Genomic DNA, 26771 nt, shown 5'->3' on the forward strand with positions numbered 1-26771 from the left:
TATGGCAAAAATTCAGTTTTCCAACATCAAAAAAAGTTTTGGTTCTGCCGATGTCCTGAAGGGCATCGATCTGGATATCGCTCCGGGCGAATTCCTGGTTCTGGTCGGACCTTCCGGTTGCGGCAAATCGACTTTGCTAAGAACCCTGGCGGGACTTGAATCTGCGGATTCGGGCACTATCAGCATCGATGGCAAAAAGATCAACGACATCGAACCACAAAACCGCGACATCGCCATGGTCTTCCAATCTTATGCCCTGTACCCGCACATGACGGTGGCTGAAAACATGGGTTTTGGTTTAAAACTAAAAAATCTGGCAGCAGCCGAAATCACCAAACGCGTGAATGAAATTTCCGAACTTTTGCAGATCAAACACCTTCTGGATCGCAAACCGAAAGAGCTTTCCGGTGGTCAGCGCCAGCGTGTTGCTTTGGGCCGTGCGCTCAGCCGTCAGACGCCGGTGATTTTGTTTGATGAACCGCTGTCGAATTTGGACGCGCATCTTCGTTCCCAAATGCGTCTGGAAATCAAACGCCTGCATCAGAATTCCAAATCCACGATGATCTATGTGACCCACGATCAGATGGAAGCCACCACTTTGGGCGACCGCATCGCGGTTCTTAAAGACGGCGTGATTGAGCAAATTGGAACTCCGTCTGAAATTTATCACCGTCCGAAAAACACCTTCATTGCGACGTTCATCGGTTCACCTGAAATGAACTTCCTGGAAGGCGCGGTTCTGGAAAAGATCCCATGGCCTGAAGCCCGCAAAGCGGATCAGATTCTGGGTATCCGTCCGGATGCTTTTGCCTTGAATCAGGGGCCATTGGGAGCCCAAGAGGTTGCTTTGGGGGACTTCCAAATTGATATCTCCGAAAACCTAGGTGGCCAGCAGATGCTTCACGGAACACTTGCCGGAAACAACGTACGCATTCTGGTGGATTCAATGGATAATTTTTCCATGAAGCAGACCCTGTCCCTGAAGATCGACCTGACAAAGGCCCACCTGTTTGATAAAAAAACGGGCCTGAATCAAAGGCTTTAAGGAGATCGGATGATCCGCAGTTTGTCTCTCGGTTTTACAGCGATTTTGCTGACTTTGGCGTCTTGCCTGTCAGCAGCTGCGGCTCCGCGCACGGTCTTTGTTCAATTGTTTGAATGGCCCTGGAATGACATTGCCCGCGAGTGCGAATTTTATCTGGGCCCGGCAGGGTTTTCTGCCGTGCAGGTTTCCCCACCCCATGAGCATATTCACTGGCAGGGCAACCCTTGGTGGGAGCGCTATCAGGTTGTCAGCTATCAATTGAATTCCCGCTCCGGGACCGAGGCTGAATTTGCCGACATGGTTCGCCGCTGCCGCCAGGCCGGCGTGGATGTCTATGCCGATGCTGTCTTGAATCACATGACCGGCATTCCGGGTGGTGTGGGTTCTGCGGGCACGCAGTTTACTCACTACGAATACCCAGGTCTTTATTCCCATCAGGACTTCCATCACTGCGGCAGAAACGGCAACAACGACATCCGTGACTTCCGTGATTTGTACGAACTGCAAAACTGCGAACTGGTGGATTTAGCGGACCTGAAAACCGAATCCACTTACGTGCAGGAAAAACAAGCCGAATACCTGAATCGTCTTTTGGATCTGGGTGTGGCTGGCTTCCGTATCGATGCCGCCAAACACATCCCAGCCCGCGATCTGGATCAGATCCTGAAGCGTCTGAAAAGATCCGCTTACATCTATTCTGAAATCATCTATGACCCGGCAGGCCCCGTTCAATACAGCGAATACACGCCATTCAGTGATGTGACAGCTTACGATTATCCTCACCGCCTGGGGTATGCCTTCAAAGACAAGAACACCGAGGCTTTGCAGTTCATTGGCAGCGGCTTCCCGAACAGCATTGATTCCATCGTCTTTGTCACCAACCACGACATCGAACGCACGAATGACTATTCTGTCTTGAAATATTCAAGCCCGGAACAGCACCTGTACCGTCTGGCGCAGATCTTTATGCTGGCCTGGCCGTTTGGATATCCCCAAGTGTATTCCGGCTTTGATTTTAATTCTTTCGATCAGGGACCGCCTTTGAACGATGCTCTTCGCACCCTGCCGATTCTGGATGAACAGAACCAGTGCCAGGCCCCCTGGACTTGCGAACACCGCCTGCCGGAAGTGGCTGCGATGGTCGACTTCCGCAATCAGACCGACAAGGCATTTACGGTTTCCAACTGGTCTGCCAACGGCCGTGACGTGATTTCGTTTGCCCGTCCGCGCTTTGGTTTTGTGGCCATGAACTTTGGCAGTCAGTCGGTGACCAAAGAATTCCAGACCAATCTGCCCGCCGGCGAATACTGCAACATTGTGGATTCGGGTTATCGCCTGAAGTCCCGCAGTTGCGCTGAAGGCTTTAGCGTCAACAACAGCGGAAAAGTGCGCACAACACTGGCGCCTTATTCATCCCTGGTTCTTTTAGTGAAGGCACAAGTTAAAAAATAATATGAAAAAGAAAACCTACACCATCGGTCTTGATCTGGGCGGAACCAAACTGGCAGCAGCACTGCTTTCTGATACCGGCGAAATGCTGGATTTCATCAAAGTTCCAGTCGACATGAACCGCGAAAAGTCTGCACCGAAAGCCCAAAAACGCCTGATTCAACTGATGGCCGACATTGCCTTGGATTTCAAAAAGCGTTTCCCGAACGAAACCAAAGCCTCTGTCTTTAAAGGCATTGGTTTGGCCAGTGCGGGTCCATTAAATGCTGAAACCGGCACTCTGATGAATCCTGCCAACTATCCAGGCTGGAAGATCGTTCCAATTCTGGATCTGTTGATCAAAGAGATCCACAAAACCTGGAAGACCCCGGTGTACTTCCAGCACGATGCCACCGCGGCAGCTTTGGCTGAAGGCTGGGTGGGTGGCGCTCAGAAAATGAAGTCCTTTGCGATTGTCACTATTGGCACTGGCGTGGGCACCGGCGTGATCTTTAACGGTCTGCCGGGCCAGTCTGACGGCATGGGCTCTGAATACGGCCATATCGTCGTTGATTACCAGCGCCTGATGAAAAATCCGGAAAAGATCGACCACTGCACAGTGGAAGGCATTGCTTCCGGCACGGGTCTGCTTCGTCGCGCTCGTGAAATGGGCTTCACTGGAAATTCCGTTGAAGAACTGATCGCCGCCAACGATGCCAAGTACCAGGTGCTGTTCAAAGAAATGGGCTGGGCCCTTGCGATTCTTTGTTACAACCTTTCTATTGGCTACAACCTTGAAAAGATCTTCCTGAGCGGCGGTCTGATCAAGATTCGCAACATGTATCTAAAAGACCTGAAGGATCACTATAAAAAGATGATCCGCCAAAGCAAGACGGTCTTTGAATGCCCGATTGAAGTGGCCAAGACCCAGAACCATGCGGGCGTGATTGGTGCCGGCTTCCTGCCCCACCTTTACGGAAAAAAATAAGACAACGGACAAAATAAATAAAAAAGGCCGGTTCATCACCGGCCTTTTTCTTTTTCATATTTTGAAAAACTAAACTGTCAGCTCTTTCGGGATCCCTTTTGGAATCGCGCTTAGAAGCTTCTTCGTATAGTCGTGTTGAGGGGCATCGTAAATCGCCTGAGCCGTGTTGTGCTCAACGATCTTACCACCGAACATCACTGCCACTTCGTCAGAGATGAATTTCACCACAGACAGATCGTGAGAGATAAAGATGTAAGTCAGGTTCATCTCGTCCTGAAGGTCCAACAACAGGTTCAGGATCTGCGCCTGGATGGAAACGTCCAGAGCGGATACAGATTCGTCACACACGATGAATTCAGGACGAACCATCAAAGCACGCGCGATGGAAATACGCTGTCTTTGACCGCCAGAGAATTCATGCGGGTAACGATTCATCATTGCCGGGCTCATGCCCACTTTTTTCAGCATCTCTTCCGCGATTTCGCGGCGCTGATTGTTGTTATCACCGATGTTGTGAATCTGCATTGGTTCCATCAGGATGGTCCCGATGGTCATACGCGGATTCAGAGAAGCATACGGATCCTGGAAGATGATCTGCATCTTTTTGCGGATCGGATGCATGTGACCGTAATCAAGCTTGGTGATGTCCTGACCATCGAAGATGATCTGACCATCGGTCGGCTCAATCAAACGCATCAGCGTGCGGCCCAGAGTCGTTTTACCGCAACCGGATTCGCCCACCAGCCCCAGAGTCTGACCTTTTTTAACTTTGAAGCTGACGCCGTCAACAGCCTTTGTATAGCTCTGAACACGGCCCAGCAGACCGCCCGTGTGAGGGAAGTGGGTTTTCAGGTCATTCACTTCAAGAATGACTTTGTCTTCACGGATGATTTCTTTGGATGGAGTGTAAACCTTGGCCGCAGGCGTGATTTCTTCGCCAGTTGCGCTCATGAAGTCCGCAAGAACCGGAAGACGAACCGGGTTTTCATCCAAAGAAGGACGGCATGCCAGAAGACCCTTTGTGTATGGGTGTTTTGGATTGTCGAAGATTTCCTTGGAAACACCACGCTCTACGATTTCACCTTTGTTCATGACGATCACTTCATCAGCGATGTCAGCAACAACGCCCAGATCGTGAGTGATGAACAAAAGACTCATGTGGGTTCTTTTTTGGATGTCAGCCAGAAGATCCAGGATTTGTTTTTGGATCGTCACGTCGAGCGCAGTGGTTGGCTCGTCACAGATCAGAACGTCCGGATTGCAAGCAATCGCCATCGCGATCATGATACGCTGGCGCTGACCGCCGGAGAACTTGTGAGGATAGAAGTACAGACGCTCTTCCGCGTGTGGAATACCGACCTGTTTCAACAGATCCAAAGCTTTGTCCAAAGCCTGTTGTTTGTTCAGGTTTTGGTGCAGCATCAAAGTTTCAGTGATCTGGTCTGCAACTGTCAGAACCGGATTCAAAGAAGTCATCGGCTCCTGGAAGATCATGGAGATGCGTGCACCACGGATTTCACGCATTTTCTTTTCAGAGACCTTCAACAAGTCCTGACCTTCAAAAAGAATTTCGCCGCTGGAAACACGGCCTGGATTTCCGATCAAACGCATGATCGCCAGTGAAGTGATACTTTTACCGGAACCGGACTCACCCACCAAGCCGACAGTTTTACCTTTCGGAAGGTTGAAAGAGATGCCCTTTACGGCCTGTACAATCCCGTCTTCGGTTTTAAACTCAACAGCAAGATTGCGGACTTCGATAATATTTGTGTTGCTCATTCTTTTTTGTCTCTCCAGATGGCCTCAGGATTCTAGCACCTTTTCAGGCAAATAAACCCCTGAAATGACCACGGTCAAATTCCAGAAACACTGAATCGCTTATCCCGGCAAAATGGTCAATAAATTGTGTTCAATCCTATTGGATTTTCAAAGGATTTTGCCCTGTCTCGAGCTGGGATGTTCCCTAAAAAGTCCTGTTTCTGGGCCCCACGGGAACATTTAGTCATTTTTTCAGTATAGAAGGTCCAGCTATGAGCCGATGACTCTATGGACGGTGCTTATTTTGGGGGACCATCCCAATTGACGCCGCAAGTCTAGCCGGTATATCAGGGGGAACGTAAATGAAGATCCTTTCATCATGCATTAACACCATGTTTGTGGCGGCGATCCTGTACAATGCCCCCGCCTTTGCCAGCGGCAGCGGCACCGAAGCCGGCGCCTGCACCGACTGCTTTGTCGAAACTCCGAACGGCCTTAGAATGAAAGACAATCTCACCTTCGTGGCGTCGGTTCTTGATGATATCAACGACAAATACAATTGGGGCCCATCCTGTAACAACTATGCCACCGGCACCAAAATCGGCGAATGGGGTCATGCCATCCGCAAAGAGTACATGGCTGGAAACTTCAGCCACCTGGCGGAAGGGTCCCCTGACATCCATAAATTGTGCCCGAACTATAAGATCATGAAGCCCACCGACAAAGCCAACTTCTGGGTTCTGATCTTCAATGCCATGACCCACTACGAAAGCACCTGCAACCCGAAAGCCACCGCCAAGGGTCCGAACGGCAGTCTGTACGGTCTGATGCAATTGCACGTGGGCCGCGAACAAGTCTATGCAAAATCCTGCGAACGGGGCGACAGCAAAACGCCAGTGAACACTTTCGCCTGCACCCTGGACATGCTGAATGGTCAGCTGCGCCGGGATGATGCCCTGTTCAGTCGCAAGTCCTATTGGGATGTTCTGCGCCCTCAGGCTGCCAGCGGAAAAGCCAAAAAGATTTCAAGATCTGTCAGTGCTTATGTTCCCTGCCACGATGAAAAACGTCTGAACGTGAAGCAGGCGGAATTCTTCGACAACGAAGAAGTGTGGAAAGCACTGCAAATCAGTGACACTCCAGATGACGGAGCCTGGGACGGATAACACTCTTCAAATCAGGTAAATCCTATAAAACCGGCTGCCACAGCCGGTTTTGTCGTTTTGGTGTTCGCCATGAAATTTCGAACAGTTCATCCGTCAAAAAGGGTTAAACTCGGGCAAACCTCGCAATTGACATATACATGTTCCCCTTCAGTTGGTAAGTGTCTTGGCCAAATGAAGACGTTGAACAAGTTTTTCCATGTAAAGTTTGAAGAAAGACGTGCGGCAAATCCGCGTTTTTCATTGCGTGCCCTGGCTCAGCGGGTGGAAATTTCCCCCGGACACCTGTCCGAGATTTTCAACAACAAGCGCCCTGTTTCTTCTGCCAACTTCAACAAACTTGTGAACGGTCTGCGCCTGTCCGAAGAGGACGTGCAAAAGGCCCAGTCCCTGTTTGACTCTGAACGAAAGCGCAAAAAAGCCACGCATTCCATTGAAAGAGTTTTAAGCAAGTCCGAGTTCTCGGAAGTTTCCAGCGTGGATTTCTTCCTGGTGCTGGCGGCGATGGATCTGCACACCGAGGAATGGGATGTGGAGCTGATTTCAGCTGAAACCGGCGTTCCTGCCGAGCGCACGCAAGTGGTCATGAACAAACTTCTGCAACTGGGCTTGGTGGAAAAGAACAGCGCGACGACTTATGTGAAAACTGTGCGCAGTCTGGCTTCTGAAAACGACATCCCGAATTTTGATGTGCAAAAATTGCACAAAGAAGCGATGAAGCGCTCGACAGAGATCTTCCCGCAGATCCCTACTGAAAAAAGGGAAATGGTTTACCTGACAATGGCTGTAAATCCGAAAAATTTGGACCGGGCAAAAAAAGAACTCGAAAAGGCCTGGAAAAAGGTTTACGGAAAGCTGACCCAAGGCGAATGCACTGAAATTTACACGCTGGGCATGCAATTGCTGCCAGCCGTGCCAAAGGAGACTGAAGAATGAAACATCTGATGGCTGTTATCGTTTTATTGGCGGCGCCCAGCGCCTTTGCCCAGTACGTGGTCCGCAATGGCGGCTATGTGGTGAGCTGTCTGAACCAACCCACAGTAGCCCTGGAAATGGCGGAAGCCAAGGAAGAAGGCCTGTCTGTTCAGTACTCCCCGGCCCGCTCTTATCAGGCGAAAGTTTCTGACCTGATTGCGCGCATCCGTCCGGTGAATTCTCAGAAGGCCTTGAAATACACGCAGTGGCTGAAACAATGGCCACAACAAATCCGCTGGAAGTCTTCCTTTGCTTTGGAAGGCCCGAATGATCAGGGTGATTTGGAACTGGGCCGTGGCTGCCGCATGAAGATCGCCATCGTTCAGACCAATGAAACCCGCTTCGGAGTTCAACAGTACGAAATTGATTCCCTGGTCTGGGGCTCTTTGGATGAAAACCAAAAAGCCGCTTTGGTAATGCACGAATTCATCTATCGCGACATCCTTGAGGAAAATCCGGAATCCAATTCCTTCGAAGTTCGCTTTGTCAACAAAGCCCTTCACGACCTTGATTCCCAGCTCCGAGACCGTCGCAAGTTCACAGAGCTGATGTCTCGTTTCTAGTCAGTTCTATCGGCAGCTGGATGAAACCAGCTGCTGAAACTCTGCATCTTTTTTGAATTTAAAAATCACATCCCCGTCGCTCATATAACGAAAAAGATCCTGATTGCGCAAAGAGCAGCTTTTCGATGCGGAACTGAGCACCGACTTGCCACTGCGATTCATCGCCGGATCATTGTTCATCGCAAACCCCACATCCAAAATCTGCCCCTGATAACCCACGATGCTGACGCCCCCTTTGTTGGTGGTCGTCACTTTGTCGACAACGACTTTGGCTGCGCCAGAAATGGATTTCAAAACAGCCTTGTTGATATCAAAGACAAACTTGTCACCAGTAACGTGCTCGATGATCAGTTCGTCATTTTGTGGCAGCCACTGGTAGCTGATTTCGGTCTGCTTTCGCGGGAACAGGAAAAAGTCCCGGGCCCCAAACTGCCCGTCGGTGCCATAGGCATTAAAGACCATGAACATCCCGTCCTCGGTCAGAACATAATCACGATACACCATGGTTTTATAAGCATCCGTCGGAGACACCGACAACATGCACAGACCCGCTTGTTCAAGCCAGATCCGCTGCAACTGCACGCCGCCTTTGGTTTCGGTCAAGGACTGGCAGCGCTCCGGCGCAGGGGCGGCTTTCGCCAGCCAGACAAAAAGAAACGCGGACAGGAACAGAACGCTCTTCATGAAACCTCCTTGGGTTGACTTTCAGATTACAAATCCCCGCAAAGCGGTCAACGAGCCCACGACCAGAACCTGTTTCATCAAAATGGCGTGAACAGATAAGTTTCGCATTCCCCGCCAAAAGTTTGACTGAAAATCCGCGCGCAGGCCCAATGAACTGTCACCTTTGGAGGTTTAAATGAAGTGTCTGAAAACTCTCGTGTTCTTTACCTTGTTAGCGCCGTTTGCGGCTTCAGCTCAGATCGAATCGCGTATGGATTTTGGGATGCAGATGGTAGGTGCAGAACGCACCAAAGATATGCTTTTGACTAATTACAGTTCGGGGACCATTTATGACATTTCACATACAATTGCTGCCGACAGCTTTTTTGTCAGCAGCGATTGTCCGGATCAATTGCGTGCGGGCCTTTCCTGTCGCTATCGTATCGCGTTCTTCTGCCATTACGAGGGCTATCAGACAGGGACCTTGAATATTTTCACATCAGATAAAAACTATCGCGTGCACCTGTCCGGATACTGCAACCCACTGCCTTAGCGGTCGGTCAGTCCCAGCCCCTGCAGAATGCGGGGAATGCACTTTTCCACTCTGGCAGTCCGGGTGGCCGCTTGTTTGGCTGATTCGATATGTATCAAATACAGCCTCTGGCGGCCCGGCGTCAGTTTTTCAAATGCCGCTTTCAGTTTCTTGTTTTTATCCAAGGCCTGTTTTAGCTCGACAGGCATTTTAGGCATCTTGGCCGGTTTCTTCTCTGTTTTGATTTCAGATTCAGAAATTTTGATGGCTTCTTTGATATAAGACCGAATAGCTGTCTTTACTTTGGCAATATCCGCCACGCTGGTGAACTCAAAACGACGGGCCGACTGGGAATGAGCCCCCGGTGATTTCAGCAGTTTTTTGGCGTCTTTAAGCTCGCTGCCTTGAAAGAACATCAACGCACAAGTGTCTTTAAAATTCTGGATGATCGCGATGTTCTTATCGTCATGCAGATAACAAGGCAGGCTCCACTTGAAGTCCTCGGTCAGGCCGCTGTCCAAAGCAATCTGGCGCAACAGCTGGACTTCCTCTTTCCACTTTTTTTCCGACTTGATAAAGGCATCGACTTTGGCATTTTTGGAATTCATCACGTACTCCTTGCATTTAAAGGATGCTATGAGGGGCCTTCGGAATCAAACAAATGCTGGAAGAGCCGGCCCCCCCAAAAAAAAACGGTCATCATTCTTAATGTGTATATTAACTGATTTTTTATAAATTTAACTTATTCCTATTCACCTTCTATAAGCATCTTTATCAACCCCCACCGGAGCCAAAAGTGAAAGCACTTATTTTTACCATGACCATGCTGTTATCCATCAACTCATTTGCCAAAGACGCCACCTACACTTCCCGCAAACTGCAATATGCGCTGGAAATCCTGACCTCCATCACCGAAGAATCCAAGGTGACCAAGGTTCAGCCCCACAAAGACATCAAAGCCATGATGATTGAATACGGGATCAAAGAAGGCGCACTGGAGTCCGCTGAGGACTTTAACTGGGTTGACGACAACAGTGCCTGGGAAGGAGACTCTACCAAATGGGGCAGGGACACTCTTGAAGGCGCAAAGTCTTATGTGATTGCCGTGTTGGAGCAGCGTCTGGAATACAGCGACAATAATTCTGCCGACAAAGTCACTTTCGCTGACAATTATATGAAGGCCCAGCATGCCTTTTCTTTGCTGAATGAAATTAAAGGCATTCAATATGGTGTAGGCCCCGTGGGGGCTGTTCAGTGCGGCGGACAATACGCAGCCTTGCTGATCATCGACCCCATCACTGGCACTATTTATACGATTATCATGGAAGCGTCGGGTTGTTAATCGGCTTACATTTCAAGGGCTGCCCCCTGGACTTCTTTAAGAACCAACTTTGCTTTGCCCGTCTGGACATCCATCAAGGCCATACCGGAAGGCTGGCCCCAGATAATTCCATAGGGGGTGATGTTCATTTCATAAGAGGACAGCTCCCATGAAATTTCGGATGTCTGTCCGGTCACCATATCCAGCGCCACTGGGAATTCCGAGTCCATGCTCCAGTAATAGAACTTTCCGTCCTGAACATACCAGTCATCAAAGTCGACATCGTCAGGAAGAGGCCATAAGCCGACCAGCATCGAATCCGTCTGAACGGTCAGCAAGCCGAATTCATAGTCGCCATTTTTTTCAGCTTCATAGAAGATGTAAATCTTATTCCCCACCACGTTGGCTCGCGCAAAATAGCCCCAGTCGTGCCCCGCAAAAGGGTCCCAGGCCAACAAAGCTCCGGTCGAGGCATTGAATGCTGCCAACCCCTGGCGCATACTTCCGTCGACTTCGACAAATTCACCACCAATATAGAGCACACCCTGATGATGCTTAATGAAGTCGACATTGTTGTCCGGTTCGGGTTGCCAATTTGTCAGTTGGCCATTTGTGAAGGAGGCAACATTCGAGCGATTTTGGCCGTCAATGCTGTAAAAGGCACCGGCCACATACATGATTTCACCGACAGGTTCAAAACTTTTTACGGTGCCGTCGACTTCCAGGATCTGCTGCGCACCCGTTTTGATATTGGCGACAAGTAATTTCCCCACCGTCGAACCCATGGCGTTGTCGCCACGACCGCCGATATAAAGATAGTCTCCGATCCGGGCCGCCGCATTGATTTGCACGAATTCAGGTTGCATCGGCGTCGAAGGGATCCAGCTGGAGAAACTGCCATCATTCGAATTCACAATGACCATGCCGTTGCGATCCGGTCCCCCCAGATCGTTTGCGGTCACCAGAAGTTTTCCATCACTGACGCCCAAGGTGCCGATGATGCCGGACAGGCTTTTGACCACCGTCGCGGTGCCATCGGTTTCCAATCGTACAAGGTCTGCGCCGCTGGCGACATACATCTTGCCATTATGTTCAACCAGCGAGTTAGGATAGCTGCCTTCAAAGTTCCGGCCCAAAGTCATCAGGGCCCCGCCATTGTTCAGATCGTAAGCGGCAAGATTCTTGTTGGTTCCAGAGCTCAAACGTCCCATGGTATACAGAACGCCATCTTTAATAACGAAATCCGTGATGTCGTTGGGACTCGTCAGCGCTGGCACCCACGGGATGACGTTCGCCGCCTGATCAATCGTCGCATAGTCCTCGCGAACCTGCATGTTCAACCCCAAAGGCTGACTGAAGTATCCTGAGATATAAACGTTGCCGGCGTATTCCTGTATAAATCGAACTTCATCAAAGGTTCCCCGTGCCGTGACCGGCGCCCAGGTCGTCAGCTCAAGATCACTGAGCCTGATTGAAGCCAGTCCCAGTCGTTGCTGTCCTTTGACCGAACTGAAATCCCCGCCAAGATAAAGAGTCTGCTGATCCCCGGACAAGGTCATCGACAGGACGTCCCCACCCAGAATTTTTGAATCAAAGATTTCCGCATCCCCAGAGTCCGAATCCAGCACGGCCAGACTGCGAATCACGGGGGCACCGATACTTTGGAAAGTACCTCCGACAAAAACACCGCCCGCACCCACGGCCACGGTATTGACCGGAGCGTCTTCGCCCCCGGCAATCATCAGATCCAAATCCTTAACTGTGCCGGCGCCCGTCGTTGTGATGGCAGCCACACCCGGCATAACCTTGCCACCGATGGCAGAAAAATCACCATAAACGTAAAGTGTGCTGGCCCCGTCATGCACAATGCCTGAAACAGTTCCCAGGGTGCTGGCATTTACAGGGTTCGGAACCCACGTGGTGTCCAAAGACATGTCACTGGTGTTGTAACGGGCAATCCCATGAGCACTCGTGGCGCCAACAGACGTGAAACGGCCACCGATATAAAGGTATCCGGCCGCGTAATGAACGCTGTTGAGCTCACTGTTGGGAACACTTGCGGGATTGGCCTGAAGATTTCCGTTTTCGTCGAACTTTGCCATAAAGTTACGACCGACTCCACCCACTGATGTGAAGGCGCCGACGGCATGAACGTAGGTCCCGTCAAAGGCAACCCCGTAAAAACCCGATCGGAACGTTGTGGACTTTTGCCAGGAAATAACGCCGGTGGATTTATCAATGGCAATAAGACCCGAAGTCGGACTGTTGTATGAATTCACGCGCGTCGCGTAGACCTTCGTTGCCGAAACGGCAATCCCAGTAAGGTCTGTGTAAGTCGGATCCAGCCACGGATTCCAAGTCGTGATAGTGGCACCCGTCGTGGCATTGTAGGCCAGAATAGAACTCATCATTACGCCGCTGCTGCTTAAATTGGAACCTCCAACATAAAGCACATTGTTGGCCTGATCATGAGCCAGCACCGTGATATTGCCATAAACACGGTTCTGGAAATTCGGATCCAAGCTGCCATCAGCCAGCAAGTGAATCACACCCTCGGCGGAAGTGGTTTGGTACGAGCCGGAAACGGCGATATATAGGCCCCCGGCACCATCACTGGTGGAGGCCAGAACCTTGTTGTTGAAACGAATGCCCGAAGCCCACAGCGAGGCACCGGTCGTAGCATTCACCACCGAACCAAAGGGATTGCTTACACTGTTGAATGAGCCGCCGACGTAAAGCTTTCCATCCGCCAGGGCCAATTTGGCATTTTCCAACTCTGGAGATTTCGGAAGATTGCCAAAGGGTTTAAAATCCTCATCCAGCGAACCATTGGCTTTCAATCGCGCCAAGCCCGAACGACTGACGCCGTCGACATCCGTAAATGATCCGGAAATAAAGAAGCCGCCTTCGCCATCGGGGATGGATTGTCTGACTTCACCTGTGATCGTGGGACGGGCCATCGAAGCATTAAGATCTGATCCAAAAATTGGGAAACCACAGGGTCCAGCATGAGTGAACTGTCCCACCAGTAAATATTCATCCTGCCCCAGATTTAACGGAGGCCCGTATTCGCCATTCAGGCAATAAGTGGATGCCGAGGTTTTCCCAAGACCAGGACCCGGTCCTGGAGAACTGGGTCCCAGAGTGGTGGAACCATCAATCAAACTGGCGTCGATAGAGCAACCAGCATTTATCAAGACTAATACGATCAAGAAGATAAACTGCATATTGTCTTATCGGTCTCAAGCTTCGAGGGCATGAAACAACCGAAGCACAAATCATGAAATTGAATAAAAAATGAGCTTAACTCGAGGCCGGTTCTAATTTGACCGTCTCATTTCGAAATGCTCCCTCAGTGGGAGCAAAAAGATTTTTTCAGTCTTGTTAAAAACTCATCAAACCAAACCGGTGTCCGATAAGCGAGAAGGAAGTACTTACAGATATTTGCGACAGCCTGAACGTTTTAACGAGATGGGTATAGGATGACAACAAAGTTAATTTTTGGATCTTTTGCAGCTTTAGCGATGTCCACTTTCATTTCAGGCTGCAGTCTCAACGCTGAACTGATGGAGCCGTCCAAAGTCGTCGAAGCCCCTTCCTCCGTCCGTCTGCCCGCCGTCGGCGCCCCGGATCTTTCATTTGGTGGGTCCGGGTTTGTTCAGCACAAGATCAATATGGCTGTGGATCTCTCAAGCTCCATCAACAATCTGGTGGTGGATGCCTCGGGTAAAATCTATCTTGCGGGCACAACGAACTATCAACTTGAAATTATGTCGATGAATGCTGATGGCTCCGTGAACACCTCGTTTGGTTCGCAGGGCTATTTCCGTTCAAGAACGCCGACCTATGGTGAAGATTCACAAATGGTTCTTTTCAATCAAAGCGGTGTGGATTACATACAATTGGTCAGTACCTACATTGACTATACAACTTTTGGCAACCGACTGCTGGTTTCCCGCCTGACTTCACAAGGCACGGCTGTAAATTCCTTCGGCACAAATGGCGAAGTTAACATCGCAATGCCGGACAATACCGTACTAAAAAATATTCTTCGCCACTCGGATGGCAGCTTTTCCATCGTGTTTATGTATGACAGATGGCCATCCCAAATCCGCATCCTGAAACTGACAGCAAACGGGGCTGTGGACGCCAGCTACGGCGACAATGGGCAGGCGATTCATATGGAATCTCCGGATGATCACGACTATCTGGCTTCAACCGTGGACAGTTCTGGTCGTGTCGTCGTTCTGGCCCGCGATCTTACTGGCGATTATATCAATAAAATCTGGAGAACCACGACCACCGGACTGGCGGACACGTCATTCAATACGACAGGCATGGTCACTTTGAACTCGGTGACCCCTCAGGCGTTCGTTACTATTGTGACTGACACCAGCAACCGCATTTTAATTGCTGGAGATCGAACCAATGCCACCAAAGCCGTCGCCTATCGCTTTACCGAGGCCGGAGCTTTGGATACAGCGGGCTTTAATTCACCGAACGGTTTCGTACAATATGAAGGCAGTGCGGACCGCACGTTCGTCTCTGCGGCGACCCTGGGTGCTGCAGGCTCTTACCGTTTGCTGGGGCAACGAACTTCGAAATTTGAAGAGTGGTCGATTTCATCTGCCGGAGTTATCACTCTGGCGTCGAACCCGGCAACACAGGCTTCACTGACTCTGCCCGCACAGTATGAGCAAAACACACCATACATTCACTCAATCACAGTTTCTGCAACCAACGAGATCTATGTTCTGCGACGAAGCGACGCCACCATCTATTTTGGCGACCTTCGATCACATACAGACTCACTGATTCACAAGATTCTGCCTAACGGACAACCTGATCCAAGCTTCAATTCCGGTACCTTGCGCATCCTTAATGACCGCCCGATCAGGGAGGTCGCATCTTTCAAGGGACTGACAACCACGGATTCGGCAGGAAACATCTATGCCATCAATGACCTGGAACTTGGTTATGATGGCATTGGAATCTCTATTCATCGCTACAAACCCAACGGGCAACTGGATTCAAGCTATGGTACGGGTGGATATGTACTTGTTCCTGATGTGAAAGCTCTTTATGCACAGATAACCAGCACCGGAAAGCTGCTGATGCGAACCAAGAAATTTACCAGCGGTTCAGGCTGGAGCAGTGGTTTCTTACAACTCACACCTTCCGGCGCGTTCGATAACGACTTTGGCACTGCGGGCGCACGCTTCCTTTCTTTACCCGCGGACCACTTCATAATGTATCCTGGAACAGACCAGAAATACCCGATGACGATCACCAAGTCCGGAGACATCCTGACCATGGTCGTATTCCGCGACGACAATTTGGGCCAGGACTATATTGCGATTTGGAAAGTGGATGCTTCTGGAAACACTGTCACGACTTTCGGAGCCCAGGGCCTGCTGCAGCTTCCCGCTGCAGATGTCTGGAGTGTTTCCCGTCTGATCGAAACCGAGGGTGATTACTTGTACCTTCAAAGTGACATTCGAGACAATGACTGGAAACCGCACGTGGCATTGGCTCGTGTTTCGTTGTCCACCGGCCTCGTCGACACCGCTTTCGGCGGCAGCACGATGTGGAAGAATCTGGACATTGCTGGTGGTACGGACACTTTCCAAAACACCGAACTTGGCGCCGTGGATTCAAAAAACCGTTTGATCGTGGCTGCTTACTATATCACCCCGGACAGCATTCATGGTGATCCGAACAGAATGCTCGTACAGCGTTTTAATTTGGACGGTTCACCCGACACGAGCTTCAATGCTGGCAACCCTTGGGAATTTGAGGCAGATCCAACGATCACCAGCGAAATTTTCGCCTCTATTTCGACAGACATTGATGACAAAGTATTTATTGGAACAAACAGGTCATTGATAGATCCCACCGTGGTCAGGGTCAATACAGTGACTGCATTGAAGGAAAATGGCGAACTGGATACATCCTTCGGGACCGGCGGCACCTACAACCTGACTCCACTGATCAACAGTTCAGACACCTCCGCCGCCATTGTTGGCCAGAGCTGGACGCCCAGCGGAAAGCTGGTGATTTCTGTCAACGGATACGAGCACCCTTCCACCGGCAGATCCTGGGACATGTTGCTGACCTTAAAATAGGCTGCCGTGTGGCGACCTAGGGCAGCGTTCGCGACTGAACGTAGGTTTGTCGGTCAGCGCCAGACGAATAAAAATGCAAGGTCTTTTGTTTCAAGACAACGGACTTGATAGACTTCGATTCGCGCAATGACGGCAGTGTGTAGGTATTCTTCAGCACGATCGGGTTCTGGCTGTAGTCAAACTCGAAAACCTTCAAGTTCCGGGTGGTGTTCTGGTAAGTCAGAACAAGATGGTTCTTTTCATCCAAAGCATACGGCGGAACCAGGTGTTCAACATCCACAGGAAGTTGCACCTGCACGAACTGCCCGCTGCTGTCGAACTTGAAAATATCGATGCTGTTATTCGTAACAAATCCATACTGCGAAGAATTCGCCAGCTTCAGCCCCCCGGGAAAAACTGCCGGCCAGATACGACTGAAAATCGACGTGGCTTGTTTGGTTTTCCAATTGTAGGTCAAAGTTTCCATATTACGGATGTTCGGTCCGTCATTTTGGGTGATGAAAAAGAAGTCCTCAAATTTTGAAAAGACGATCTTCACAACAGATGAATTGTAGCCAGTGCCCATTGGCAGAAAAGCAATAGATTCAACAGTATTCTGCCCATACCGATAGTCAAAAACGTAATAATTGGATCCGCGGGCACTGACTTGGTCCAAAAAGAAAGCCAGACGGATTTTGTCATTCACGTATTTCACCTGATTCAACCCCAGACGGCCCGGAAACAAAGTCGAGCTGATCAGTTTCAGATCATTTTTGTCATAAACCAGAACTCCCCGCCCGTCTGCCGCAGTGGTTTCCAAAAGAAACACTGGCGAATCACTCATCGAAAAAATCTGACGGAAAGAACCCCGTTTTTCCGTCGCAGCGTCGTACAAAACTTCAACCGTGGAGGGTGCCGAAGGACGAATGAATTGAAGTGCTGAATGGCTTTTATGCCAGAACACCAGATTATTGCCAATGCTATCAACGACAAAGTCCCCGGAATTGTCCTGAACGCCTTTGGCAAAGGTTCGGGCAAATAGAAGCGAACATTGACGAGACATCACATCAACCCTGAAAAGCGCCGCATGCCCTTCTTTATCGTGTTTGCCCCGAGTGGCAGCACTGCTGAACAGATAAATATTATTTCCAATGACGGCCGGGGAACCCAAAGTGCCAACAGTGCTGGGATGAGTTTTATCCAACCCCGCAAGAGAGCAGATCAGCTGATCTTGAATAAAGGCCTCACCATTTTTTTCCACACGAAAAACTTTGTCAGAATCAATAATCGTGGATTTTGCCGAAGCCAGACTGGAACACAACAAAAAGGCCAAAAACAAACCAGAAAATTTCATCGAAAAACCTCTCTCATCCATGTTTCGACAAGGACTATCAACCGGGAAAAATGGCGTCAATTTCCACCATCAACCCGGCTGCCAGAGAACGTTCCGACAACAACCGCAGTTGGCTCACCTGCTCCGCCTGAAAAAATCGGAATCATTGCTTATGGCGCTCGGGATGAGCGCCACAGATTCAATGGCCGAGCAAGCTGCGATCGACTTTCACAACCACACCTGCATTTGCTTTGCCACTAACGTAAGCCACCAGAGTCGCCAGCAATGAAATCCCCAATGCCGTCCAAGCCGTCGTTATCAGATTTCCGTTGTCGATCGCAACTCCGCCTGCCCAGGCGCCAATTGCATTTCCCAGATTGAAGGCCGCAATATTAAGAGCGGACACCAGGGTCGGCGCTTCTGCCGCATGTTCCAATGCACGCATTTGCAGTGGCGGCACCGTCGCAAAACCGGCAAAGCCCAGCAGAGTGACCAAAGCCAAGGCTGCCAGTTTATAGCCCATCAAAAAGGTGAATCCGAACAAAACCACAGACAACAACATCAGTGTTCCGACCAAAGTTCTGTTCAGATGTTTATCCGCCCATTTTCCACCGACGATATTTCCCACGACCAAGCCCGCACCAAACAGCAGCAGGATCGGAGAAACGGATGCCATTTCAAATCCCGACACATCCGTCAGTATCGGTGCAATATAAGTGAATACGGCGAAAACCCCTGCAAAGCCAAAGACCGTCAACAGCAGGCTCAACAAAACCTGCGGCTTCATCACGACGCTGATTTCTTTAGCCATGCCAGCCGAATCCCCTGTTTCTTTTGTTGCAGGAACAAAGAAAATCAACGCCGCCATTGCCAAAGGTCCCACGGCTGTCACTGCCCAAAAAGTCGCATGCCATCCATAGTTTTGACCAAGCCACGTGCCAAAGGGAACCCCCAAGACGTTAGCAAGGGTTAAGCCCGTGAACATCAAAGCAATCGCCGTGGCCTTTTGATTTGGTTTTACAAGACTGGTCGCAAGCACCGACCCGATCCCAAAAAATGTTCCGTGCGCAAGGGATGTCAAAACCCGTGCGATCATCAAAATCGTATAATTCGGCGCCAAGGCACAAATCAGATTCCCCACAGTAAAGATCGCCATCAGAATCACCAGAGCACGCTTCTTCGGCCACTTCGCCGAAAGCAGCGACAGCACCGGCGCCCCGATCGCCACGCCCAGCGCATAGCCACTGACCAGCAGTCCCGCCGACGAAAGGCTCACACCCAGGTCTTTGGCCATCTGGGGCAACAGGCCCATAATCACGAATTCAGTCGTTCCAATTCCAAACGCCCCGATCATCAGCGCGTATATTGCTAAAGGCATTTTAGCCTCCTTGTATAACCACCAATCTAACAGGATTGTGGTTGCTCATTTAGTCACGAATAGGCAAAATATATTTGATTTGGAGTCAACAATGAAAACGACCCTGGACGAGCTGGAAACCTTTATAACGATTGTGGATACAGGCTCTATCAGCGCTGCGGCTGAAGAACTGAACCAAACCCCGTCCGGGATCAGCCGCACCCTTGCAAGGCTTGAAAAAAAGCTGCGCGTGACTTTGCTACGAAGAACCACACGTAAACTGGATCTGACCGCGGAAGGTGAAAGATTCCTGCAAAGTTCCCGGGAAGTCATTCAGGCCCTGGAAAACGCCGAAGAATCTGTCGGTTTCAAAAGCACACCTTCCGGAGTTCTGCGGATTGATTCAGCGTCACCGTTTATTTTGCATTCGGTTGTGCCTTATCTGAATGAGTTCCATAAACTGTATCCGGAAGTGCAAGTGGAGCTATTTAACAGCGAACGCAATATTGATCTGATTGAAAACCGCATCGACGTCGCCATCCGCTTGGGTGAACTTGCCGACTCGTCCCTTCACGCGGTGAGCCTGGGACAAAGCAAACGAAGAGTTCTGGCCAGCCCACAATACCTGAAAGCCTATGGCACCCCAAAAAGTGTCGAAGACCTGCAGAATCACGTCCTTATTGGTTTTACGGACCCACAAAAGCTGAACCACTGGCCACTTAAATACAACGGTGGCACCCGCTATCCGATCAAAGCAAAGTTCAGCGCCTCCAGCGGAGAAACAATTCTTCGCATGGTCAAAAGCGGCCTGGGCATCGCCTGCCTTGGCGACTTTATGACAATCCCCGAACGCGAAAGCGGCGACTTGGTCCAAGTCCTGCCCGGAGCCGCCATCGAACAAAAAGAACAAATACACGCCATCTACTACAAAAACGCGCAGCTCTCTTTACGAGCCGACGTCTTCATAAAATTCCTAAAATCAAAACTAAAAAACGCCCTATAGATACTAGAAATTTACGATGAAAGAAAGTCGACAAAGCAAGCCGAATCTCAAAGAGCGAAGGATGGTGCAGTCGGCAGTCGTGCCCGCGCCAAAATGCGCCAGTGGCGCATTTTGGTGAGGAGCATGCGCGAGGCTCTTGCCGCGAAGGCGGCAAATGTCGAGCGCATAGGAAATGCGCGCTCGATGCGCGCATTTCCGCGTCCTGCCGGAGCAAGCAACATCAAACGAAGCAATATTAAAAGGAAAAAAGAAAAGAAGAATGGTGCAGTCGGCAGGACTCGAACCTGCAACCCCTTGGTTCGAAGCCAAGTGCTCTATCCATTGAACTACGACTGCACAGAGGGTCCCAGACTATCAATGAAGCCCGGAAGAACGCAAGGAATGAACTGGCGCGCCGTGGCGCCAGAATCCTTAATCTTTGATAATAAGATGATTTTTAAGCTCGTTGGTCCCAGCGGAAGCCAGCGGGAAGTGGGTCTGCAGATCTTTACCGCAAGCCTCGATAGCCGCCACGAAACCTTGTGCCCACTGCCCTTGATGAAGGCTCTGCCCCAGAATTCCAAGAATTTCGTCCCAATGTTCCTTCGGTAGCTTTTTGGAAATTCCCTCATCGGCCAGCACGACCGCCTTTTTTTCCATCACAGAAACAAAGATCAAAACCCCGGTCCCGCCTTCTGTGCGATGAATACGGTTTAGATAGAATTCCAAATGCGCGCGCTGATGAACAGAATCCACTTCGTCCTTTTCAGGCACAAACAGCTTCTGAATCCACTTGCTCTTCGCCAACACATGAGAAAGCGCATAAAACGCAACCACAATCACCGGCCACAGATAAACCCAAGGGGTCACCCACAACCAGTCACTGAACGGAAACTCAACAATGACCAAAAACAGAGTCAAAAGCAAAGTCAGCGCCAAAGGCACATGCCCCACGGCTGAAGACCGACGAACAATTACAGGAACAATCTCTCCAGAAGTGGTTTCTTCCATTTTGGAAATAGCCGCCTCAATCCGCGCAAGATCAGCCTCAGAAAGATATTTATTAATCCAAGCCATAAAGTTCCCTCAAAAAAATCAATTACTGCTTCCAGACACAAGCCAAACCGACTTCAGCACACCCCAGGCTAGGCATTAAGCAACAAGGCGAATCCAGGTTGTAAAGCCGATACTCCGCCTGGGCTTGGGCTATGGCCTTAGTGCCTTGAGCGCGAGTTCCGCAGCGAACCCAAAACCCACCAGCGGCAGCCACAAAAAACCAAAAAGAGCGAGGACTGTCCGAGCGAGCAAGGCACTAAGGCCATAACCCAAGCCAAGGACCGAGAGCCACGGCATTACCAACTGCCGGATGAGCCCCCACCGCTGAAGCCGCCGCCGCCACCGGACCAGCCGCCGCCTCCTCCACCAGAAGACCATCCCCCTCCGCCGCCATAGCCACCGCCCCAGCCGCCACCACGAAGATGACGCCCACGACCGCCACCAAAGCGACCCAGGATAGAAATAATGATGAAAAGAATGATGATCACACCAATGGGAATATCACCACCGGAACCATCACGGTCACTTTTTGCAGGAACACCTTCCTGCAACCCATTTTGTTCAGCGAACTCTTTATCCGCCAGGCGCAGAATTTCGTGTGTGCCCAAAACGATACCGGCAGAAAACTGACGGGCGCGGAACAACGGAACCACCTGATCACGAATGATCCGGCTGGCGATCACATCGGGAATTGCGCCTTCAAGGCCCTGCCCGACTTCGATACGCAGCTTGCGGTCATTCGCCGCAATCAGGAACAAAACCCCGTTGTCTTTTTTCTCGTCCCCCAGCTTCCATTTGTCAGTGACAGCAATAGAAGCCATCTCGATGGGCATACCATCCAAGGTGGGAACGATCAAAACCTGAACTTGAGCGACCCCGCGTTTGTTGAAGTCATAAAGAAGCTGCATCAGCTCTTGACGGTCATTGCGGGAAAGATAGCCAACCTCGTCCATCACAGGACCGGTCAAGGTCGGCACTTGGAACTCAGCCCGAGCCGAAAGACTCAGGGCCAAGAAGAATGCGAAAAAGGAAACTGTCAGTAAACGCATGTTCCCTGACAAACTAGAACTTCACTTCCGGAGCTTTTTCAGCAGAAGCCTTTTCTTCCGGAGTCATATCCCATTGAGGCATTTTTTCGAAGTGATACATGATCGCATTTGTCCAGCTAGTCGGCGGAACGCTGACCTGATTGTTAAATGCATTGATCGTTTCAATGTATCTTTGACGAGCAATCGTGATGCGGTTTTCAGTGCCCTCAAGCTGCGCCTGAAGATCACGGAAGTTCTGATCCGCTTTCAATTGCGGGTACTGTTCAGACACCACCATCAAACGACCCAAAGCCTGAGACAAACCACTTTGCGCCTGCTGAAATTTAGCAAGCTGTTCAGGCGTCACCTTGGAAGGATCAATCTGCATGGAAGTTGCTTTGGCACGAGCCTCAGTCACCGCCGTCAAAGTAGCTTCTTCGTGCTTCGCATAACCCTTAACAACATTCACAAGATTCGGAATCAAATCAGCCCGACGTTTGTATTGATTGTTCACTTCAGCCAAAGCAGCCTCAGTAGCATTCTTAGATTGAGGAAGCGATTGAATCCCACAACCAACCATAAACGGCATCAACATCAGGGCAAGAACTAGAATACGGTTTTTCATAAAAACAAAGGCCTCCGTTAGATTCGTTAGAACTTATAGCTGGACATCGACGCGAGTTCCGCAGTGAGGCAAAACAGCCTCAGCGGAGCCACCGCCAAAAAAACACGAACGAGGACTGTCTGAGCGGCGAGGTCCAGCTATAAGTTCTAACGAATCTCCCAGTGACCCACAATAAAAACCGAATTATAGTAGTCGGATGACACGGATAATTAAGCTTCAACACACCGAAATAGCGGGCTGCATCTTCGTTGACAAGATTGCAGGTCTGAACACCCATACGCCCGAGTATGGTCAGCGCGGCTGTGTCGAAATTTATGAAGAAGAGCTGGATCGCAAGCTCTACACCGTGCATCGTCTGGACAAGGCGACTTCGGGCGCTTTGGTCTTTGCCACCAGCTCTGAAATTGCGGCACAACTGACGCAAGCATTTGAACAGCACAAGGTTGAAAAGAAGTACCTTTTCCTGACCGACAAAAAAATCGCTCGCACTGAATTCACTTATGAATCCTTCATCCAGAAGGAAAAAAACGTCTTTGTCAGCCGCGAGACTGCCGAGCCCAATTCCAAAACCAGCTTCAAATGGGTGAAAGCATTGGGTCCTTATCAGTTGTGGGAGGCCGTGCCTCACTCCGGCAAACCTCACCAGATCCGTCTGCATGCCGAAGCCAATGGCATCGCCATTCTGGGCGACAGCGAACACAATGGTTCACGTCACTTCCGCCTGTGCCTGCATTCTCAGGTTTTGGGCTTTGAACTGAATGGCCAGGCCGTGCGCTTTGAAACGGCCCTGCCTCACTGGGCCGAAGACAACGCCACCACGGACCCGGAAGAACAAATTCTGAACGAGGCCTTCCAGCGCCGCGAACGCATGTTCAATTTTATGACCCTGACCGATGAATGTCTGCGCCTCAGCCACCGCGAGATGGACACTTACCGCATTGATCAGTACGGCGATCATCTTTGGGTTTACTGGTACAAAGAATCCGACCCCACCGTGCAGGATCTGCTGCGCTTTGAAAAAATCGCAAAGAAATATCACAAAAAGATCCTGATTCGCAAAATGCTCAATCGTGGCGAAGATCCCAACGCCGAACTGCTGTGGAAGATCGGTAATACCGCCACCCGCTGGCAGGCCAAGGAAAACGGCGTGCTGTACGATCTGCGCAGTGATACCGGCTTGTCACCGGGCCTGTTCCTGGATCAGCGCGAAAACCGCCTGTGGGTCAAAGAACACGCTCAGGACCGCAGCGTTCTAAATCTGTTTTCATACACCAGCGGCTTTAGCGTCGTATCAGCCCTGGCTGGCGCGCGCGAAGTTTGCACGGTCGACGTGTCCCAGAACTTCATCGACTGGAGCAAACAAAACTTCGTCCTCAACGGTCTGGATCCGGAAGCTGAAAATCATGAATTCTGGGTGCAGGATTGCATCTTGTTCTTAAAGGGCACCATCCGACGCAAACGCAAGTTCGGATTGATCGTCTGTGACCCTCCGTCCTTCGGCCGATCCAAAGGTGGCGTGTTCTCAATCAGCAAAAGCTTCGACGAGCTTTTGATCAACTGCCTGTACTGTCTGCAAAAAGATGGTTTGCTGTTGTTCTGCACGAACTATGAAAAGTGGACAACCGGCGATTTGCATCTGCGCCTGAACAAACTCAAGCGCGAATTTTCGTTCAAAATCCTGCCGGCTCCGGCACAAGGAATGGACTTTGAGCTCCCGGATCAGGAGCCCCTGATGAAGTCCATCATCATAAGAAAAAACTAAGGATAGAATTCGTAACGAAGCTGAATGCGCTCTTCCCCTTGCAGGCCCATTTTCGAGCCGCTGGCATAGGGAGGAATTCCGCGTGCGGTCTTCTTCTTTTTCACCGGGTGGAATTTATCATTCACGAAACAGTCAAAGCGCTTGTCTTTGCAAAGGGTGTTGAATTCCTTCTTGCTCCCTTTGTGCACGTAAAGCTCCACCGCCTTGGTCATACGATCCAACAACGCCAGCTCCTGCGGGTCCACTACAATTCCGGAATTACGGGCCATTTCAGCAGGGCTCGCTTCGGCTTTCGGAGCCTTGTCGGACTTCGACGACTTCGCGGCGGCTTTCTTTTCTGCCGGCAAATCATCAAAATCCAGATCCTTGGTTTTCTTGGTCGCACAGGCTGACAACACCAGGGCCACGGCCACAATCATCAAATATCTCATCTCAACACCCATTCACCCCAAAGCATGCCCTCTCCGTTTGGATGGGCTTTGGCATAATTATAAAACTCTGTGACGAACGCCGCACGTTCTTTCTGATAAGGATACTTCCAGTCCTTTTCATCCGCAGGCACGGTCAGGACATCATAGTCATTGCTTAGTTCCGTATTGCGCTTGATGATTGCTTCAAACGAATCCGCCTTGGCATTTTTCAGCATGTCGTACAAAACCATAAATGTCGTCGTCCGGCCCTTGCCAGCACGACAATGGAAATGCACCCAGGCATTTTCCGGCAATGCGCGCACGCTTTCAATAAAACGATCCACTTCAGAATCCACCGGGCGCACATGGTCCGTCACTGTCAGGCGCACGTACTGGTGGCCCCCGGTGCGGATCATGCTTTCTTCGGTTTCGATGCTTTGAATGGTGGTGGTTCCGATCTTTTCCCCGACACGCAGATCACCCAACAAACGGCGCTCACGGCGAACAGCTTCTTCGTGGTTCAAATCCGCATTGGCCCAGTCTCGATCCGCATACCAGGTCACCGGGATGTCATTGATCAGACCATGGGATTCCTGGCGCAGATCGAAAACATACAACGAGGCTTTGTTCTTTTTAACAGGCTTTGAGACCTCTTTCAGTGCCTTCGGGCTGAAGGTGGCACTACCAGACATGCGCAAAGAATCATTCTTGCGATAGTTCATGGGCTTGGCGGTGGCATGATCATTATCAAACACCAGCTCTACCGGAGTTGTCGGCTGAGGTCTTGTCATGAAAAAAGGAATTTTAGTGCTGACCGGTTTATCCGGAGTAAGGCTTACGGTCTTTTCCGCACAAGCAGCGACCGCAAACAGAACGGGAAGCAAAAGCAGTTTCTTCATTGGAGTCCCCTTTCTTTCCAATAAGGTTATTGGAAATTAAAGGGCGACACAAGTTTGAAGTGTTACAGATTTCCGCGGGAAAACATTTCTTCCAGATACTGGGCCGCACTGTCCTGGGTTCTCATGTAATAGTGAGCACGCAAGATCCCCTGCTCTTCATCAGTCAGGGAGGCGTTGGTTCCACGGCGTTTCAGTCGGTCCTGGGAAATATGATACAGACCCAGGGCACCGGCCACGGAAATGTTGAAACTTTGCACAAAGCCCGTCATGGGAATGATGATCGTCTGATCGGCCGCTGCAATCATTTCCGGGGTCACACCGTCGCGCTCGTTACCAAGCACCAGAGCGCTCTTGCCGCTGAAGTCAATTTCATGCAGAGGTTTGGCGTTCGCATCCAGATGGGTCACATAGATTTTGTAACCCTGATTCTTCAAAGCCTTCACGCAGTCCGCAGTCTTTTTCCATTTTTTGACTTCGACCCACTTGTCAGCCCCTTGGGTGACACGATTGGCTTCTTTGAATTTTTCCTGGGTTTCAATAACATGGAAATTGCCAAATCCAAGACCCTCAGCGGATCTCATCACGGCGGAAATATTGCCACGGTCATAGATGCCCTCAAGCACCACGGCCGTGTCAAAATTGCGAAGCGCCACCACTTTTTCGATCTTCTGGCGGCGTTCATCAGTCAGCAGGGGCCCGATCTTCTCCAGCACCAGCTGGTAGTTCACGCGAAGATTGGCATTGATTTCAAGTTCGGGCCCGTATGGGAACATTCTGAC

The 26771-nt window shown here is 50.4% G+C and carries 23 protein-coding genes and 1 tRNA gene; 11 read left to right on the forward strand and 13 right to left on the reverse strand.

The window, feature by feature from the left end; all coding sequences use genetic code 11:
* The first annotated feature begins 1 nt into the window (after window position 1).
* The 3 genes from AC04MQ_RS12530 to AC04MQ_RS12540 are packed head-to-tail and all read left to right on the forward strand — an operon-like array spanning window position 2 to window position 3461.
* A complete protein-coding gene (locus tag AC04MQ_RS12530) occupies window positions 2-1045 on the forward strand; it encodes an ABC transporter ATP-binding protein (RefSeq protein ID WP_475392213.1) in 1044 nt (347 codons plus the stop codon).
* Window positions 1046-1054: 9 nt separating this feature from the next.
* Window positions 1055-2497, forward strand: a complete 1443-nt coding sequence (locus tag AC04MQ_RS12535; protein WP_475392214.1) for an alpha-amylase — start codon at window positions 1055-1057, stop codon at window positions 2495-2497.
* Between the two features lies 1 nt (window position 2498).
* Window positions 2499-3461, forward strand: a complete 963-nt coding sequence (locus AC04MQ_RS12540; RefSeq protein WP_475392215.1) for an ROK family protein — start codon at window positions 2499-2501, stop codon at window positions 3459-3461.
* A gap of 69 nt (window positions 3462-3530) precedes the next feature.
* On the opposite strand, the gene AC04MQ_RS12545 is transcribed toward AC04MQ_RS12540, so the two are convergent.
* On the reverse strand, window positions 3531-5240 hold the full coding sequence (locus AC04MQ_RS12545; protein WP_475392216.1) for an ABC transporter ATP-binding protein: 1710 nt from the start codon (window positions 5238-5240) through the stop codon (window positions 3531-3533).
* Window positions 5241-5581: 341 nt separating this feature from the next.
* On the opposite strand from AC04MQ_RS12545, the gene AC04MQ_RS12550 reads away from it, so the two are divergent.
* The 3 genes from AC04MQ_RS12550 (at window position 5582) to AC04MQ_RS12560 (ending at window position 7920) form a co-directional block, all read left to right on the forward strand.
* On the forward strand, window positions 5582-6385 hold the full coding sequence (locus AC04MQ_RS12550; RefSeq protein ID WP_475392217.1) for a hypothetical protein: 804 nt from the start codon (window positions 5582-5584) through the stop codon (window positions 6383-6385).
* A gap of 171 nt (window positions 6386-6556) precedes the next feature.
* Window positions 6557-7318 carry a TIGR02147 family protein gene (locus tag AC04MQ_RS12555; protein ID WP_015090374.1) on the forward strand — a complete coding sequence of 254 codons (762 nt, stop codon included), beginning with the start codon at window positions 6557-6559 and terminating at the stop codon, window positions 7316-7318.
* Window positions 7315-7920: a hypothetical protein gene (locus AC04MQ_RS12560; protein WP_015090373.1), complete on the forward strand. Its 606-nt coding sequence runs from the start codon at window positions 7315-7317 to the stop codon at window positions 7918-7920. The genes AC04MQ_RS12555 and AC04MQ_RS12560 overlap by 4 nt, the downstream gene beginning before the upstream one ends.
* A 6-nt stretch (window positions 7921-7926) precedes the next feature.
* Here AC04MQ_RS12560 and AC04MQ_RS12565 read toward each other — a convergent pair whose 3' ends face one another.
* Window positions 7927-8604, reverse strand: a complete 678-nt coding sequence (locus tag AC04MQ_RS12565; protein WP_015090372.1) for a hypothetical protein — start codon at window positions 8602-8604, stop codon at window positions 7927-7929.
* A gap of 175 nt (window positions 8605-8779) precedes the next feature.
* Here AC04MQ_RS12565 and AC04MQ_RS12570 point away from each other — a divergent pair, with 175 nt between their 5' ends.
* Entirely contained in the window at window positions 8780-9136 is a 357-nt protein-coding gene (locus AC04MQ_RS12570) for a hypothetical protein (RefSeq protein WP_475392218.1), read from the forward strand.
* Here AC04MQ_RS12570 and AC04MQ_RS12575 read toward each other — a convergent pair.
* On the reverse strand, window positions 9133-9723 hold the full coding sequence (locus tag AC04MQ_RS12575) for a YdeI/OmpD-associated family protein (protein ID WP_475392219.1): 591 nt from the start codon (window positions 9721-9723) through the stop codon (window positions 9133-9135). The two genes, AC04MQ_RS12570 and AC04MQ_RS12575, sit on opposite strands and share 4 nt — an antisense overlap.
* Before the next feature lie 188 nt (window positions 9724-9911).
* On the opposite strand from AC04MQ_RS12575, the gene AC04MQ_RS12580 reads away from it, so the two are divergent.
* Window positions 9912-10457, forward strand: coding sequence for a hypothetical protein (locus AC04MQ_RS12580; RefSeq protein ID WP_475392220.1), 546 nt, complete (start codon window positions 9912-9914; stop codon window positions 10455-10457).
* A gap of 5 nt (window positions 10458-10462) precedes the next feature.
* Here AC04MQ_RS12580 and AC04MQ_RS12585 read toward each other — a convergent pair whose 3' ends face one another.
* Window positions 10463-13663 (reverse strand): hypothetical protein, encoded by a 3201-nt coding sequence (locus tag AC04MQ_RS12585; RefSeq protein ID WP_475392221.1) that lies wholly within the window; start codon window positions 13661-13663, stop codon window positions 10463-10465.
* 255 nt (window positions 13664-13918) lie between these two features.
* On the opposite strand from AC04MQ_RS12585, the gene AC04MQ_RS12590 reads away from it, so the two are divergent.
* Entirely contained in the window at window positions 13919-16561 is a 2643-nt protein-coding gene (locus AC04MQ_RS12590; RefSeq protein WP_475392222.1) for an NHL repeat-containing protein, read from the forward strand.
* 16 nt (window positions 16562-16577) lie between these two features.
* On the opposite strand, the gene AC04MQ_RS12595 is transcribed toward AC04MQ_RS12590, so the two are convergent.
* Both AC04MQ_RS12595 and AC04MQ_RS12600 read right to left on the reverse strand, forming a co-directional pair.
* On the reverse strand, window positions 16578-17894 hold the full coding sequence (locus AC04MQ_RS12595) for a hypothetical protein (protein ID WP_015090365.1): 1317 nt from the start codon (window positions 17892-17894) through the stop codon (window positions 16578-16580).
* A 178-nt stretch (window positions 17895-18072) separates the two neighbouring features.
* Complete coding sequence (locus AC04MQ_RS12600) at window positions 18073-19251, reverse strand: MFS transporter (protein WP_475392223.1); 1179 nt, start codon at window positions 19249-19251, stop codon at window positions 18073-18075.
* Between the two features lie 91 nt (window positions 19252-19342).
* Here AC04MQ_RS12600 and AC04MQ_RS12605 point away from each other — a divergent pair, with 91 nt between their 5' ends.
* Window positions 19343-20233 carry a LysR substrate-binding domain-containing protein gene (locus AC04MQ_RS12605; RefSeq protein ID WP_475392224.1) on the forward strand — a complete coding sequence of 297 codons (891 nt, stop codon included), beginning with the start codon at window positions 19343-19345 and terminating at the stop codon, window positions 20231-20233.
* Window positions 20234-20493: 260 nt separating this feature from the next.
* Here the strand turns inward: AC04MQ_RS12605 and AC04MQ_RS12610 are convergent.
* The 4 genes from AC04MQ_RS12610 to AC04MQ_RS12625 form a co-directional block, all read right to left on the reverse strand.
* Window positions 20494-20569: transfer RNA gene (locus AC04MQ_RS12610), tRNA-Arg, on the reverse strand.
* Window positions 20570-20644: 75 nt separating this feature from the next.
* Entirely contained in the window at window positions 20645-21289 is a 645-nt protein-coding gene (locus AC04MQ_RS12615; RefSeq protein ID WP_475392225.1) for a TPM domain-containing protein, read from the reverse strand.
* Between the two features lie 275 nt (window positions 21290-21564).
* Complete coding sequence (locus AC04MQ_RS12620; RefSeq protein ID WP_041577207.1) at window positions 21565-22317, reverse strand: TPM domain-containing protein; 753 nt, start codon at window positions 22315-22317, stop codon at window positions 21565-21567.
* Window positions 22318-22330: 13 nt separating this feature from the next.
* Window positions 22331-22921, reverse strand: coding sequence for a LemA family protein (locus tag AC04MQ_RS12625; protein ID WP_015090349.1), 591 nt, complete (start codon window positions 22919-22921; stop codon window positions 22331-22333).
* 196 nt (window positions 22922-23117) lie between these two features.
* Here AC04MQ_RS12625 and AC04MQ_RS12630 point away from each other — a divergent pair, with 196 nt between their 5' ends.
* Window positions 23118-24683 carry a pseudouridine synthase gene (locus AC04MQ_RS12630; protein ID WP_475392226.1) on the forward strand — a complete coding sequence of 522 codons (1566 nt, stop codon included), beginning with the start codon at window positions 23118-23120 and terminating at the stop codon, window positions 24681-24683.
* On the opposite strand, the gene AC04MQ_RS12635 is transcribed toward AC04MQ_RS12630, so the two are convergent.
* The 3 genes from AC04MQ_RS12635 to AC04MQ_RS12645 all read right to left on the reverse strand — a co-directional run bounded on the left by AC04MQ_RS12635 (window position 24680) and on the right by AC04MQ_RS12645 (window position 26765).
* Window positions 24680-25114: a hypothetical protein gene (locus AC04MQ_RS12635; RefSeq protein WP_475392227.1), complete on the reverse strand. Its 435-nt coding sequence runs from the start codon at window positions 25112-25114 to the stop codon at window positions 24680-24682. The genes AC04MQ_RS12630 and AC04MQ_RS12635 overlap by 4 nt on opposite strands.
* Entirely contained in the window at window positions 25111-25992 is an 882-nt protein-coding gene (locus AC04MQ_RS12640; protein ID WP_475392228.1) for a phosphatase domain-containing protein, read from the reverse strand. The genes AC04MQ_RS12635 and AC04MQ_RS12640 overlap by 4 nt, the downstream gene beginning before the upstream one ends.
* 62 nt (window positions 25993-26054) lie before the next feature.
* Window positions 26055-26765, reverse strand: coding sequence for a TrmH family RNA methyltransferase (locus AC04MQ_RS12645; RefSeq protein WP_475392229.1), 711 nt, complete (start codon window positions 26763-26765; stop codon window positions 26055-26057).
* Between the last annotated feature and the right edge of the window lie 6 nt (window positions 26766-26771).

The organism is Bdellovibrio sp. MYbb2, from assembly GCF_056175685.1.